Origin of the sequence: Streptomyces sp. NPDC048349 (genome assembly GCF_040651925.1) — a bacterium.
GTDB lineage: Bacteria > Actinomycetota > Actinomycetes > Streptomycetales > Streptomycetaceae > Streptomyces.
Genome location: NZ_JBEZLA010000056.1, coordinates 1 through 13,658 on the forward strand (window position 1 = coordinate 1; position 13,658 = coordinate 13,658).

Consider the following 13,658-nt stretch of genomic DNA (forward strand, 5'->3'; position numbering starts at 1 on the left):
GATGCGGCGGATGACGGCGTTGGACACGGATTGACCTTCCGAAGGGGACAAGGGCGGTCGCAGGCATGCCGAAGACATGCGTGAGCCACTCACACGCAGGAGAGGGGTTCGTCGGCGGGGGGTGAAGCACCCCTGCCGCCTTGCGACTCATCCAGTTCTACAGACGCCCGCAGGCCCTGGCAACGACCCCGATTACTAGGGACCTTCTCAGCCGCGGACCGGCGACCCCTCCGGACCCGGAGTGGTGTTCTCGCAGGTGGAGGCTGGTGCAGAGGGGGGCCTGGGGCCGTCTGGGGGACTACTACCCCCGTTAGTGTGTGACCTAGGTCCTGTGGGGCGGGTCACCGGAGAGGGGCCCGCATGTCACCTTCCGTGCCCGTTCGTCCCTTTTGTGGTTGTGGTCGGGGACCACTTCCGGCCCCCGAATCGAAGGTGACGGGCGCGTCGAAGGCAGCTTTGCGGGTCGCCCGGCGCAGCGCCTTGAGGAGCGCGCCGCCGAGCGTGAGCGTCAGTACGACCGTCAGCGCCGCCCGGCCCAGGTCCCAGCCCACCGAGGTCGCCAGGCAGTACGCGACGAAGCGCGCGAGGTTCGCCGCGACCGGCTCGCCCGGGTGGAACGAAACGCCCTGCCCCATGCCCTGCAGGATCACCCAGCCCTGGAGGTTCATGACCGTGCCGTACGCGAACGAGCCCGCGAAGCCGTACGCCGCCAGCATCCACAGCTCCGCCCGGCCCCGGATCAGCCGCGGACCGGGCAGCAGCCCGGCGCCCAGCGCGAACCAGCCCATGGCCAGCATCTGGAACGGCATCCACGGCCCGACCCCGCCGGTCAGCAGGGCGGACGCGAACATCGTCACCGAGCCGAGCACGAAGCCGAAACCGGGACCGAGGACGCGGCCGCTGAGCACCATCAGGAAGAACATGGGTTCCAGGCCGGCCGTGCCCGCGCCCAGGGGCCGCAGCGCCGCCCCGACGGCGGCCAGTACGCCCAGCATCGCCACCGCTTTGGCGTCCATGCCGTCGTCCGCGATGGTCGCGACGACCACGGCGACGAGCAGCGGGAGCAGCGCGGCGAAGAGCCAGGGGGCGTCCTGGGAGTGGGCCAGGCCCGACTGCCGGTCGGCGAGCAGCGGCCACCCGAAGGCCGCGACGCCGATGAGGGTGACCAGGACCAGGGCGACGGCGGCGCGGGGGCCGATGCGGACGGGGCGGGGCGCCGGGCGGCTCATGCGGGGGCCGTCCCCGGGGCCTGGGCGTCGGTCTGGGCCGGGGCGTCGGGCCCGGTCGGGGTCTGGGTCTCGGTCGGGGTCTCGGTCTGGGGCTGGCTCTCGGTCGGGGTCTCGGTCTGGGGCTGGGCCTGGGCCCGGGTCGTCCGGGACCGGGCCGCCAGGGCTTCGGCGACCTGGGTCACCGTGAGCCAGTGGCCCGGGGCGAGGATCTTCGCCACCTGCGGGGCGAAGGCGGGCGAGGAGACGACGACCTCGGCGGTCGGGCCGTCCGCGACGATCTCCCCGCCGGCCAGGATCACCACGCGGTGGGCCAGCTCGGCGGCCAGTTCCACGTCGTGCGTGGCCAGGACGATGGCGTGGCCCTCGGCCGCGAGCGAGCGCAGGATGTCGATCAGGCGGACCTTGGCGGCGTAGTCCAGGCCGCGGGTGGGTTCGTCGAGGAGCAGCAGGGCCGGGCGGCCGGTGAGGACCAGCGCCAGCGCCAGGGCCAGGCGCTGGCCCTCGGAGAGGTCCCGCGGGTGGGTGTCGTCGGGGACGTCCGGGAGCAGCGCGGAGACCAGGTCCCGGCAGGTGCCCGGGGGTGCGGCGACGTCGGTGTCGGCGGCGGCGCACTCGGCCGCGACCGTGTCGGCGTACAGCAGGTCGCGGGGGTCCTGCGGGACGAGCCCGACGCGGCGGACCATCTGCCCGGGGGCGGTCCGGTGGGGGACGGCGCCGGCGACCGAGACGGAGCCGGTGGCGGGCTCGACCGTGCCGGTCAGGGCGGCGAGGAGGGTGGACTTGCCGGCGCCGTTGCGGCCCATGACGGCGATGGTCTCGCCGGGGGCGACGGTGAGGTCGATCCCGCGGAGGACTTCGGTGCGGCCGCGGCGGACACCGAGGCCGCGGGCCGCGGCGACGGCGTCGGGTTGCGGCTCCGGCGCCGGGGTCGATGCGGCCGTGCTTCGGCGCAGCCTGGCCAGCAGGCCGGGGCGGGGGCCCTGCGGGCGGCTTCCCCGGCCCCGCCCCGTCCCGGAGGTCCCGGAGCCGGACTCCGCCCGGACCCGCGCCTCGCGGGCCGGTGGTGCCGGATGCGGCCGGCAAGGTCCGTCGGGCGCGGCCGCACCGCCCGGCGGGCCGGTGTGCCCGGAGGGCAGGTCCGACCCCGCCCCCGCCGGCGTTCGAGGCGCGGGGTCGGGGGCGCAGCCAGCGGGGCCGCGGGCGGGGTCGGGGGCCTGCGTCCCCGCAGCGGAGAGGCGGGCGGCCAGCGGCGCAGCCGCGCGGCGGGCGTCCCGGACGGAGAGGGGGAGCGGGGACCAGCCCGCCAGGCGGCCGAGGGCCACCACCGGGGGGTGCACCGGGGAGACGGACATGATCTCCGACGGGCTGCCGAGCACCGGAGCCGCGCCCGGGGACGGCAGGAGCAGCACCCGGTCGGCGTACTGCACCACCCGCTCCAGCCGGTGCTCCGCCATCAGCACGGTCGTGCCGAGGTCGTGCACCAGCCGCTGGAGCACCGCCAGGACCTCCTCCGCCGCCGCCGGGTCCAGCGCCGACGTCGGCTCGTCCAGCACCAGGACCCTGGGGTGCGGGGTGAGGACGGAGCCGATCGCGACCCGCTGCTGCTGACCCCCGGACAGGGTGGCGATGGGGCGGTCGCGCAGCTCGTTCAGACCCAGGAGGTCCAAGGTCTCCTCGACCCGGCGGCGCATCACCGCGGGCGGCAGGCCCAGCGACTCCATCCCGTACGCCAGCTCGTCCTCGACCACGTCCGTCACGAAGTGCGCGAGCGGATCCTGGCCGACCGTGCCCACCACGTCCGCGAGCTCCCGCGGCTTGTGCGTCCGCGTGTCACGGCCGGCGACCGTCACCCGGCCCCGCAGGGTGCCCCCGGTGAAATGGGGGACCAGACCGCAGACGGCGCCGAGGAGGGTCGACTTGCCGACCCCCGACGGGCCGACGAGGAGGGTCAGCTCCCCCTCCGGGATCTCCAGGTCGACGCCCTGGAGGCAGGGCCCGGCCGCGCCCTCGTAGGTGACCGAGACCTGTTCGAAGCGGATCACGGGGACGCCTCCTTGGGCGGTACGGGGGCCACGAAGGCGGGCAGCAGGCCGATCAGGACCGCGGCCGCCGGCCAGAGCGGGAGCGCGGGCGCGACCACCGGGACCACGCCCGGGTGCAGGGACGCCGGGTCGACGCTGCCGGCGTGGACGAGGAGCGCGGCGACGGCCGCACCCGATCCGGCGACCAGCCAGGCGCGCGGCCCCCAGCGGTCGGGCCGGTAGCGGGTGCGGATCGACCGGCGGCCGCCCAGGCGCAGTCCGGTCAGGGCCAGGACCAGGCCGATGAGCAGGACGGGCAGGCCGTAGGCCGCGCCTTCGGCGGCGAGCAGCCCGTACGTGCCCGCGCACATGCCGAGCAGGCCGCCGAGGGTGAGGACGTTGGTGGTGTGCCGGACGGCGGGCGGGACCTGCGCGGTGCGGCCGTACCCGCGTGCGTCCATCGAGGCGGCGGTGGCGACGGAGCGTTCGAGGGCGCCCTCCAGGACCGGCAGGCCGATCTGGAGGAGGGCCCTGATCCCGCCGGTGGGGCGGCCGCGCAGGCGGCGGGCGGTCCGCAGGCGGACCACGTCCGCGACCAGGTTCGGCGCGAAGGTCATCGCGACGACGACGGCGACGCCCGCTTCGTACAGGGCCGCCGGCAGGGACTTCAGGAGCCGGGCCGGGTTGGCGAGCGCGTTGGCGGCGCCGACGCAGACGAGGAGGGCGGCCAGTTTCGCGCCGTCGTAGAAGGCGAAGAGCAGCTGCTCGGCGGTCACCCTGCCGCCGAGGCGGATGCCCTGGGCCCAGGCGGGGAGAGGGACCTCCGGGAGGGTGAAGAGGGCGTGCGAGCCGGGGATGGGGGAGCCGAGCAGCATGGAGAAGAGGAGGCGCAGGCCGATGACGAAGAGGCCGAGCTTGAGGAACGCCCCGTAGGAACGGGCCCACGGGGCGCTGGTGCGGCGGGCCGCGACCACGTAGCCGGCCACGCCGATGATCAGGCCGAGGAGGAGGGGGTTGGTCGTCCGCGAGGCGGCCGTGGCCAGACCGAGGGCCCAGATCCACCAGGCTCCTGCGTGCAGGGCCGTGGCGCGGGTGGCGTGCGGGGGCCGCCATTTCTTGTACGTCGGCCCGTGCGCGGGATCCGGCGCCGCGGGGCGGCTGCGCCCGGGCCCGGTCGCGGGGGCGGGTGCGGGTCCGGTGGGGCGGCGCCCGGCCTCCGGCCGGGCCCGGTACCAACCCGCACCACCCGTGCGGGTCGTAGCCCGGGTGCGGGTGGCCCCGGTGGGCGGCCGGCCACCGTCGGCGGCCGCCCCGACGTGGGCGTTGGGCCCGACGTGGGCGTTCGGCTCGACGTGGGCGTTCGGCCCGACGTCGGCTGTCGTCCGGCCGTATGCGTCCGCACCGCCTTGGGCGTGCGGCCCGACGTCGGCGGCTGTCCTGGCGTCGGCGCCCGGACCGTCGTGGGCGTGTGGTGCGTCGTTGGGCGGTGCCCCGGCGTGGGTGTTCGGCGGTCCCTCGGGTTCTGGCTTCATCGGGTGCGGCGGCGGGACTGCCAGATGCCGGCCGCGGCCAGGGCCGCCACCGCCGCGATGCCTGCCAGGAGGCCTGCCGACGGGCCGCCGTCGTCGGGGTCGGCTTCGGCCTTCGGCTGGGGGGTTGCGGGCGGGGCGTCCGGGAGGGGTTCGCCGCAGCCCTGCTCCGGATAGCCCGAGACCCCGCACAGCAGCGCCGCGCTGTTGTAGCGCAGCGGCTTGGCGACCGAGGCCAGGGCCTCGGCCGCCGTGGCCTGCGGGGCCACCTGCGCGCAGGCCGTGCGCGGCTCGGCCTGCGGCGGGGTCTCGCCCGCCGGGGCGTCCGCCGGGCCGCCGAAGTCGATGACCAGCGCCACGCGCTTCGCGCCCTCGTCCGCCGGGGTCGCCCCGCAGATCGCCGCGAAGTCCGCCGCCGCCCGCGGCCGGGCCGCCTCGGCCGCCGCGTCCCTGCTCACCGAGAAGCGGAAGCCCTGCACGGAGCCGTCCGCCGGGCGGGCCGTGGAGGGCCCGACGGAGGCGTACGCCCACGTACCGCCGGCGCCGTCCCAGAACGACCAGTAGCGGTAGCTCGAGGCCAGGGCCGGGCCGGCGGCCGGTCCGGCCAGGACGGAGCCGGCCAGGGCCAGGGCCAGGGCCAGGCAGGCGAAGGGCAGGCGGCAGCGGCGCATCAGAGCTGGTTCTTCTTGCGGCGGCCGCTCAGCAGGATGCCGATGCCGACGCCGGCCGCGGCGCCCGCGCCGATGATCCACCACACGCTCTGGCCGCCGGACGGCTTGTCGTTCTCACCGTCCACCGTGGTCGCGGAGGTCTCCGCGCCCTGCGGGGCCGGGCCGGTCGCGTTCAGTGCCGCGACCAGGTCGGTGCCGCCGAAGGACTTCGGGTCGCTGCCGGTCGCGTGCGCGGCCAGGATCAGCGTGCCGAGGCCCGCCGGGCTGCCCTTCGCCCACTGCGCCGAGTTGGCCTTGAGCCACTCCAGCGCGCCGGCGGCCGACTGCTTGTGCCCGGCCGCGGCCAGAGCGATCACCGCGTCGGCGGTGTTGCCGGTGTCGGGGGTGGGCTGGTCCGCGCCGGGGGTCACGGCCGTGAGGTGGCCGTCCTTCTTCAGGGCCCCGGCCAGGTACCCGGCCGCGCCCTGGGCGGCGACCACCGGGTCCGCGGGGTCCGCCGCCGGGCAGACCAGCGCGGCCGCCGGGGTGTCCGAGGTGGACGGCACGACGGCCGGCCCCTTGCCCAGCCCGGCCAGGGCCGCGGCGGCCGTGGCGTCGGCGTTCGCGAGCAGCTTGCCGCCGACCGGCTGGTAGGCGAAGGCACCGCGGTCGGCGGCCGGCTCGGCGGAGCAGCCCAGCTGGAAGGAGAGCAGCGCCCCGTACGCAGACGTGCCCGCCTTGGACCTGACCTCGGCCGGCTTCTCGCCCGCTGCCGCCAGGGCGCTGATCACGATGCCGGTGGAGTTGGCGTCCGAGCCGGTGTCCATGGCGCCGCCGGGGTTGCTGCTCCAGCCGCCGTCCTCGTTCTGTACGGACTTCAGCCAGCCGACGGCCTTCTTCACCGTCTCGTCGTGGCCGCCGAGCGCGGCCAGCGCCTGGACGGCGGCCGCGGTGGCGTTGGAGTCGATGTACGTCGAGGCGCCGCACGGCGTGGCGGTGTCCGGGCGGAAGGAGGGGAAGGAGCCGTTCGCGCACTGCTGGCCGGTCAGCCAGTCGACGGCCTGCTCGGCGGGCCTGAGGCCGACGGTGCGCTGGGCGAGCAGCGCGAAGGACTGCCGCCACACGCCGTCGTAGGTGGGGTCGTTCTTGCCGTACAGCCCGGAGGGGATGACGGGCGGCGCGGAGGGCGAGGCGGGCGGCGCGGTGTCGGCGAGGGCTGCGGGGGCGGCACCCGTGCAGAGCACGGCGGAGGCGGCGAGCGCGGCGGCGCTGCGGCGGACGTTCATGGGGGCGGGTGCCTCTCCTGCTGGGGAGCTGGGGACAGGCACGCTCAGGCACCCGGCTCCGGCTCCGTATACCTCGACGGTGCCGGCCGCCGGAGGTCCCGGCGGCGCGAGCCGCACCTCCGGCACGGGGCATTCCGACTCCCCATCCGCCGGCGCTGCCGGGGGTGGGTTACGGTTGCGGGTCAGTGCCGGAATCGCACCGGCTTCCCCCCGTACGGACGTGTGGACGACGCCTTCACTCTACCGGCCCGTAGGGCCCGGGCCGGGGGGTGCTCGGCCAGGGCGCCCCTTACCGCAGGGCGCGGTAGGTCACCGGGTCACTGCCCGGGACCGCCTCCGCGCGGCCCTGTTTCACCAGGCGGCGCAGGTGGGCTTCGGCTTCGGAGACCGCGATGGTGCGGGAGCCGTACGGGATCTGCTCCCAGGGCCGGTTCCATTCCATCCGCTCCGCCAGCCCCCACGGGGTCAGCGGCTCGGCCAGCAGGGCCCACAGGCCGGTCAGCCGTTCCTCGTGGTGTGCGAGGAGTTCCCGTACGCGTCCGGGGGCGTTGGTGAAGGCGTGCTGGTGGGCCGGGAGCACCTCGGCCGGTTCGAGGCGGCCGATGCGTTCGAGGGAGTCGAGGTAGTCGCCGAGGGGGTCGGTGACGCGGGTGTCCTCCGGGTCCTCGTACAGGCCGATGTGCGGGGAGATCCCGGGGAGCAGGTGGTCGCCGGAGAAGAGGCGGCCGTGGCCGGGGAGGTTCGCCGGGTGGTCCTCTTCCAGGTGCAGGCAGACGTGGCCGGGGGTGTGGCCGGGGGTCCAGATCGCGCGCAGCCGGCGTCCGGCGAGGGGGAGCAGCTCGGCGGGGACGATCTCCCGGTCGGGGACGGCGGCGCGCAGGCCGGGCAGGGTGCGCAGGCGGCCGCTCGCGCGGGCGGCGCGCAGCGGGGCGATGTGCTCCTCGGGGGCGCCGGCGGCCGCGAGCTTCTCGCTCATGTAGTCGAACCAGACTCCGGGCTCGGCGGCCCGGGTCCGCAGGACGACCTCGGTGTCGGCGGCGTGCATGGCGATCCAGGCGCCGGAGGCCGCGCGCACCTGGCCGGACAGGCCGTGGTGGTCGGGGTGGTGATGGGTGATGACGACGCCGTGGACGTCGGCGACGGCGGTGCCGAGCGCGGCGAGGCCTGCGGTCAGGGCGTCCCAGGAGGCCGGGTCGTCCCAGCCGGTGTCGACGAGGACCGGGCCGCGGTCGGTGTCGAGGACGTGGACGAGGGTGTGCCCGAGCGGGTTGTCGGGGATGGGCACCTTGATCGCCCACACCCCTCCGCCGTGATCGGTGACCTGTGACGTGACCTCCGGCATGAGCCCTCCGCCTCCCGCCGCCCTCTGATGAGAACGTGTTTCAGTGGTAGCCCAAGTCGACCATCTTCAGGGCTTCCTGACTAGTCGTTGGATCTTCTCCGTTGTTCCGTCCTGGCCGTGGACTCCTCTAACTAGAACTGGTATCAGTTCTGCAACGCCAAGCCGCAGGAGGCCTCAGCCATGACCGAGCTCGTGGAACACGGACAACTGTTCATCGGCGGGGAGTGGACGGATCCGCTGGGCACCGACACGATCCGGATCGTCTCCCCCCACACCGAGCAGGTCATCGGCTCCGTCCCGCACGCCTCCCGGGGGGACGTGGACCGTGCCGTGGCGGCCGCCCGCCGCGCCTTCGACGAGGGGCCCTGGCCGCGGATGACCCTCGAGGAGCGCATCGCCGTCGTCTCCCGGATCAAGGACGCCATCGCCGTCCGGCACGAGGAGATCGCCCGCTCGATCAGCTCCCAGAACGGATCCCCGTACTCCTGGAGCGTCCTCGCCCAGGCGCTCGGCCCGATGATGGTCTACGACGCCGCGATCACCGTGGCCCGCGCCTACCCGTTCGAGGAGCACCGCCAGGGCGTCCTCGGCCCGATCCTGGTGCGCCGGGAACCGGTCGGGGTCGTCGCGGCCGTCATCCCCTGGAACGTGCCGCAGTTCGTGGCGGCGGCCAAGCTCGCCCCCGCCCTGCTCAGCGGCTCCACCGTCATCCTGAAGCCCTCCCCGGAGGCCCCGCTCGACTCCTACATCCTCGCCGACATCGCGCGCGAGGCCGGGGTGCCGGAGGGCGTGCTGTCGATCCTGCCCGCGGACCGCGAGACCAGCGAGTACCTGGTCGGCCACCCCGGCATCGACAAGGTCGCCTTCACCGGCTCGGTCGCCGCGGGCAGGCGCGTGATGGAGGTCGCCGCCCGCAACCTCACCCGGGTCACCCTGGAACTCGGCGGCAAGTCGGCCGCCGTGATCCTGCCGGACGCCGACCTGGAGCCCACCGTGGCCGGGATCGTCCCCGCGGCCTGGATGAACAACGGCCAGGCCTGCGTGGCGCAGACCCGCATCCTCGTGCCCCGCAGCCGGTACGAGGAGGTCGCCGAGGCCCTCGCGGCGGCAGCCGGAGCCCTGGTCGTCGGCGACCCGCTGGACCCGGCGACGCAGCTGGGCCCGCTCGTCGCCCAGCGGCAGCAGCAGCGGTCCCTGGACTACATCCGGATCGGCCAGGAGGAGGGCGCGAAGATCCTGTCGGGCGGCGGCCGCCCGGCGGGCCTGGACCGCGGCTGGTACGTGGAGCCGACCCTGTTCGGAGACGTGGACAACTCCATGCGGATCGCCCGCGAGGAGATCTTCGGCCCGGTCGTCTGCCTGATCCCGTACGGGGACGAGGAGGAGGCGGTACGGGTGGCCAACGACTCGGAGTTCGGCCTGAGCGGCAGCGTCTGGACGGCCGACGTGGAGCACGGCATCGACTTCGGCCGGCGGATCCGCACCGGCACCTTCAACGTGAACACCTTCAGCCTGGACATGCTCGGCCCGTTCGGCGGCTACAAGAACAGCGGCGTCGGCAGGGAGTTCGGCCCGGAGGGCCTGGGCGAGTACCTGGAGCACAAGATGATCCACCTGCCCGCAGGGTACGCGCCGGCCGCCGCCGAGGCGGGCGCCTGATGGGCGACCGCTGGCAGGTCGAGGTGGACCGGGGCGTCTGCATCGGCTCGGGCATGTGCGTGAACCACGCCCCGGACGGCTTCGTCCTCGACTCGGCCCGCCAGTCCCATCCCCGCACCCCGGAGTCGGACGCGAACGAGCCGATCCTGACGGCCGCGGAGGGCTGCCCGGTCGAAGCCATCCTCATCACCCTGGCCGCCACGGGCGAACCGGTCTTCCCGCCGGAGGACTGAGGCGTCTCCTTCGGATCTCGCCCGGCCGGCACGATCCGGTAGAGCAAGATCCGAAAGGACGGCCCCCCCGGAAGGCTGCCCGGCGCCTCGCCGTCCGGCCCCGCCCCGGGCCCGGACGGCTCCGGGGGGCGGGTGCCCGCGGGGGCATCCGGCATCGGTACGATCGCGGGGTTTTATCTCCCCCCTACGTACCGGTGTCGCGGACACCCAGGAATGCCAGAGGTGTCATGTCCGACAGGCTCGTCCTCACCGGGGACCACGTCCCGGCCCCCGCCGGGGAGCCACAGCCGGCCCCCTCACCGAGCCGTCTCACGAGGATGTGGGCGACGCGCGGGCGGGCGGTGCGGGCGCCGCGGATCGCGGTGCTGGACGGGCTGCGGCTGCTCGCGGCGCTCTCCGTGGTCCTGTTCCACTACCTGGCCGGGTCGGGGAGCATCCCCTGGCAGCGGACGGCGGTCGAACTGTTTCCCACGCTGCACCGGATAGCCGGGTTCGGCTGGCTGGGCGTGGTCTTCTTCTTCATGATCAGCGGGTTCGTCATCTGCATGTCCGGCTGGGGCAAGTCGGCCCAGCAGTTCTGGCGGGGCCGGATCCTGCGGCTGTTCCCGCTCTACTGGGCGGCGGTCGTGCTCTCCTCGGCGGCCGCCCGCCTGGGCCCGCGGACCCCGGGCGAGCAGAGGGTCACGGTCGGCCAGATGCTGACCAACCTGACGATGATGCAAGAGCCCCTCGGCGTGTACCACGTGGACAACGTCTACTGGACGCTCTGGGTCGAGCTGCGTTTCTACCTGCTCTTCTCGCTGGTCGTGCTGCTGGGCACGAGCTACCGCCGGGTCGCGACCTTCTGCTGGGTGTGGGCGCTGGGATCGGTCCTGGCACCGAAATCGGACATCCCGCTCCTGACCCAGCTCCTGGTGCCCGACTGGGCGCCGTTCTTCATCGCCGGAATGGCCTTCTACCTGGTCCGCCGGGCGGGCCGGCTCGAGGGCGAGACCTTGGGCATCCTGGCACTGTCCTGGCTGCTGATGCAGCACCACCTCCCGGCGATCATGGCGGGCGAGGGGCACGGCATCAACTGGAAGGTGTGCCTGACCGCGATCACCGTGATGTACCTGGTGATGGGCCTGATCGCGCTCGGGAAGCTGGACCGGATCCAGTGGCGCTGGCTGCCGGTCGCCGGTGCGATCTCCTACCCGCTCTACCTCGTGCACCAGTCGCTGGGCGTGCGGGTGATCTGGCGGTGGAACGAGCAGTGGGGTGCCTGGCCGACCCTGCTCGGGGTCACCGCGGCGATGGTGCTGGTCGCCTGGGTGCTGCACCGCGTGGTGGAGAAGCCGCTCACCCGGCTGCTGCGCCGCCTGATGGCCCCGCCGGCCGAGCGGCCGCGGACGCCCCTCGCCTAGGCCGTCTCTTTCGGATCTCGCCTGACCCGCAAGATCCGAAAGAGACGACCTGGCTGCTGCCCTGGACCCGCCCCCGCACGGGCGGGTTCAGGCCTTTTCCGGGGCCGTCAGGTCGATGAGGCGGCAGACCGTCTCGATGTCGATCTTGACCTGGGCGATGGAGGCGCGGCCCGAGAGCCAGGTGATCAGCGCCGAGTGCCAGGTGTGCTCGATGACGCGGACCGCCGAGAGCTGCTCCGCAGTCGGCGGGGCGTCCAGGCCCATCGCGTCCAGGATGATCGCCGTGGTCAGCCGGGACACCGTGTCCACCTCGGGGCTCACGCTGCGGTCCGCGAAGGTCAGGGCCCTGACCATGGCATCGGCGAGGTGCGGTTCGCGCTGGAGGGCGCGGAAGGCGCGCATCAGGGTCTCCGCGACCCGTGCCGCCGGATCGTCCCCGGCCGGCGGGCGCTTGCGCAGCGTGGTGTGCATGTGCTGGAGCTGGTCCTGCATGGTGGCGACCAGCAGGTGCACCTTGGACGGGAAGTAGCGGTAGAGGGTGCCCAGCGCCACGCCGGCCGCCTCCGCGACCTCGCGCATCTGGACCGCGTCGAAGCCGCCCCGGCTGGCCAGCTGCGCACTGGCGTGCAGGATCCGGCGGCGGCGCGCCTCCTGGCGCTCCGTCAGGGGAGGCGACGCCGGTGTGGTGACGGCCTTCACTTCCGCTGTCATGTGTCCCGTTGTCCCGTTCCGTGTCGTTGCGCGAGCTGATTCCGGGCCGATCGGGAGCCAGCATGGCAGGCGCCGCAGCCGTGGCGCGAATCACCTGCTCCGCCTCTTACGGTGTAGTTTCCGGCCGGTAGATTCAATGGTCTTCAACGGATCAAGTCTGAAACTTGTTCTACATTATCCGAGCGGTTACGCTCCGGCGAAAGTTGCAGGGAGAAGGGGGCCGAGAGTGACCGCTGAGGCCATGGTGACGAGCCCTTTCGCGGGTGCCGCCACCGACGGCGACCGCCCGTTGCGCATCGCACTCCTCACCTACAAGGGGAACCCGTTCTGCGGCGGCCAGGGCGTCTACGTCCGCCACCTCTCGCGCGAGCTCGTACGCCTGGGACACTCCGTCGAGGTCATCGGAGCGCAGCCCTATCCGGTGCTCGACACGGGTGCCACGCTCACCGAGCTCCCGAGCCTGGACCTTTACCGGCAGCCCGACCCCTTCCGGACCCCCAAGCGCGACGAGTACCGGGACTGGATCGACGCCCTCGAGGTCGCCACCATGTGGACCGGCGGCTTCCCCGAGCCGCTGACCTTCTCCCTGCGGGCCCGGCGCCACCTCGCCGCCCGCGCCGGTGAGTTCGACGTCGTCCACGACAACCAGACCCTGGGATACGGCCTGCTGGGGGACCTCGGCGCGCCGCTGGTGACCACCATCCACCACCCCATCACCGTCGACCGCCGGCTCGACCTCGACGCCGCCAAGGACCGCCTCGGGCGGGCCTCCGTACGCCGCTGGTACGCCTTCACCCGCATGCAGGGCCGCGTCGCCCGCCGCCTGCCCTCCGTGCTCACCGTCTCGGGCTCCTCCAAGCAGGAGATCGCCCAGCACCTGGGCGTCCGCGACGAGCGCATCCACGTCGTGCACATCGGCGCCGACACCGACCTCTGGTCGCCGGACGCCTCCGTGGCCGAGGTGCCCGGCCGCATCGTCACCACCTCCAGCGCCGACGTGCCGCTCAAGGGGCTCGTCCACCTCGTCGAGGCGCTCGCGAAGCTGCGCACCGAGCAGCCCGACGCCCACCTGGTCGTCGTCGGCAAGCGCGCCGAGCAGGGACCGGTCGCCCGCGCCATCGAGACGTACGGGCTCGGCGACGCCGTGCGGTTCGTCAAGGGGGTCACGGACGCCGAACTCGTCGACCTCGTCCGCAGCGCCCAGGTCGCCTGCGTGCCCTCCCTCTACGAGGGCTTCTCGCTCCCGGCGGCCGAGGCCATGGCCACCGGCACCCCCCTCGTCGCCACCACCGGCGGCGCCATCCCCGAGGTCGCCGGCCCCGACGGCGAGACCTGCCTCGCGGTGCCCCCGGGCGACGCGGGAGCCCTGGCCGCGGCCCTCGGCCGGATGCTCGGCGACGCCCAGCTGCGCGCCCGCCTCGGCGCCGCCGGCCGCGAACGGGTCCTGACCCGCTTCACCTGGGCCAAGGCCGCCGAGGGCACCGCCGCGCACTACCGCGCCGCCATCGAGCGGGCAGGCCGTACCCGCCGCCCGCGGTGACCACCCGACCTCGTTTCCTTCCCCTTCCTCCTCACCACCCCCGCGACCGCGAAGG

At 74.3% G+C, this 13,658-nt stretch carries 11 protein-coding genes and 1 riboswitch; of the genes, 4 read left to right on the forward strand and 7 right to left on the reverse strand.

Annotation, left to right across the window (positions count from 1 at the left end):
• Positions 1 to 341: 341 nt before the first annotated feature.
• From AB0D44_RS26340 to AB0D44_RS26365, 6 genes are all read right to left on the reverse strand, one after another.
• Positions 342 to 1,229, reverse strand: a complete 888-nt coding sequence (locus tag AB0D44_RS26340; protein WP_362595337.1) for an ECF transporter S component — start codon at positions 1,227 to 1,229, stop codon at positions 342 to 344.
• Positions 1,226 to 3,271 (reverse strand): ATP-binding cassette domain-containing protein, encoded by a 2,046-nt coding sequence (locus tag AB0D44_RS26345; RefSeq protein WP_362595339.1) that lies wholly within the window; start codon positions 3,269 to 3,271, stop codon positions 1,226 to 1,228. The genes AB0D44_RS26340 and AB0D44_RS26345 overlap by 4 nt, the downstream gene beginning before the upstream one ends.
• Positions 3,268 to 4,782 (reverse strand): energy-coupling factor transporter transmembrane protein EcfT, encoded by a 1,515-nt coding sequence (locus AB0D44_RS26350; protein WP_362595341.1) that lies wholly within the window; start codon positions 4,780 to 4,782, stop codon positions 3,268 to 3,270. Before AB0D44_RS26350 ends, AB0D44_RS26345 begins: the two co-directional genes overlap by 4 nt.
• Entirely contained in the window at positions 4,779 to 5,450 is a 672-nt protein-coding gene (locus tag AB0D44_RS26355) for an SCO2322 family protein (RefSeq protein WP_362595343.1), read from the reverse strand. The genes AB0D44_RS26350 and AB0D44_RS26355 overlap by 4 nt, the downstream gene beginning before the upstream one ends.
• Entirely contained in the window at positions 5,450 to 6,715 is a 1,266-nt protein-coding gene (locus AB0D44_RS26360; protein ID WP_362595345.1) for a prenyltransferase/squalene oxidase repeat-containing protein, read from the reverse strand. The genes AB0D44_RS26355 and AB0D44_RS26360 overlap by 1 nt, the downstream gene beginning before the upstream one ends.
• Positions 6,716 to 6,823: 108 nt before the next feature.
• Positions 6,824 to 6,953, reverse strand: a riboswitch (cobalamin riboswitch).
• Positions 6,954 to 7,004: 51 nt separating this feature from the next.
• Positions 7,005 to 8,057 (reverse strand): MBL fold metallo-hydrolase, encoded by a 1,053-nt coding sequence (locus AB0D44_RS26365; RefSeq protein ID WP_362595347.1) that lies wholly within the window; start codon positions 8,055 to 8,057, stop codon positions 7,005 to 7,007.
• A 180-nt stretch (positions 8,058 to 8,237) separates the two neighbouring features.
• Here AB0D44_RS26365 and AB0D44_RS26370 point away from each other — a divergent pair, with 180 nt between their 5' ends.
• The 3 genes from AB0D44_RS26370 to AB0D44_RS26380 all read left to right on the forward strand — a co-directional run bounded on the left by AB0D44_RS26370 (position 8,238) and on the right by AB0D44_RS26380 (position 11,352).
• Complete coding sequence (locus AB0D44_RS26370; protein WP_362595348.1) at positions 8,238 to 9,716, forward strand: aldehyde dehydrogenase; 1,479 nt, start codon at positions 8,238 to 8,240, stop codon at positions 9,714 to 9,716.
• On the forward strand, positions 9,716 to 9,949 hold the full coding sequence (locus AB0D44_RS26375; RefSeq protein ID WP_362595350.1) for a ferredoxin: 234 nt from the start codon (positions 9,716 to 9,718) through the stop codon (positions 9,947 to 9,949). The genes AB0D44_RS26370 and AB0D44_RS26375 overlap by 1 nt, the downstream gene beginning before the upstream one ends.
• 227 nt (positions 9,950 to 10,176) lie before the next feature.
• Positions 10,177 to 11,352, forward strand: coding sequence for an acyltransferase (locus AB0D44_RS26380; RefSeq protein WP_362595352.1), 1,176 nt, complete (start codon positions 10,177 to 10,179; stop codon positions 11,350 to 11,352).
• Positions 11,353 to 11,439: 87 nt separating this feature from the next.
• Here the strand turns inward: AB0D44_RS26380 and AB0D44_RS26385 are convergent, their stop codons facing one another.
• Entirely contained in the window at positions 11,440 to 12,063 is a 624-nt protein-coding gene (locus AB0D44_RS26385; RefSeq protein ID WP_266609890.1) for a TetR family transcriptional regulator, read from the reverse strand.
• A gap of 226 nt (positions 12,064 to 12,289) precedes the next feature.
• Here AB0D44_RS26385 and AB0D44_RS26390 point away from each other — a divergent pair, with 226 nt between their 5' ends.
• Positions 12,290 to 13,603: a glycosyltransferase family 4 protein gene (locus AB0D44_RS26390; RefSeq protein WP_362595354.1), complete on the forward strand. Its 1,314-nt coding sequence runs from the start codon at positions 12,290 to 12,292 to the stop codon at positions 13,601 to 13,603.
• Positions 13,604 to 13,658 lie beyond the last annotated feature (55 nt).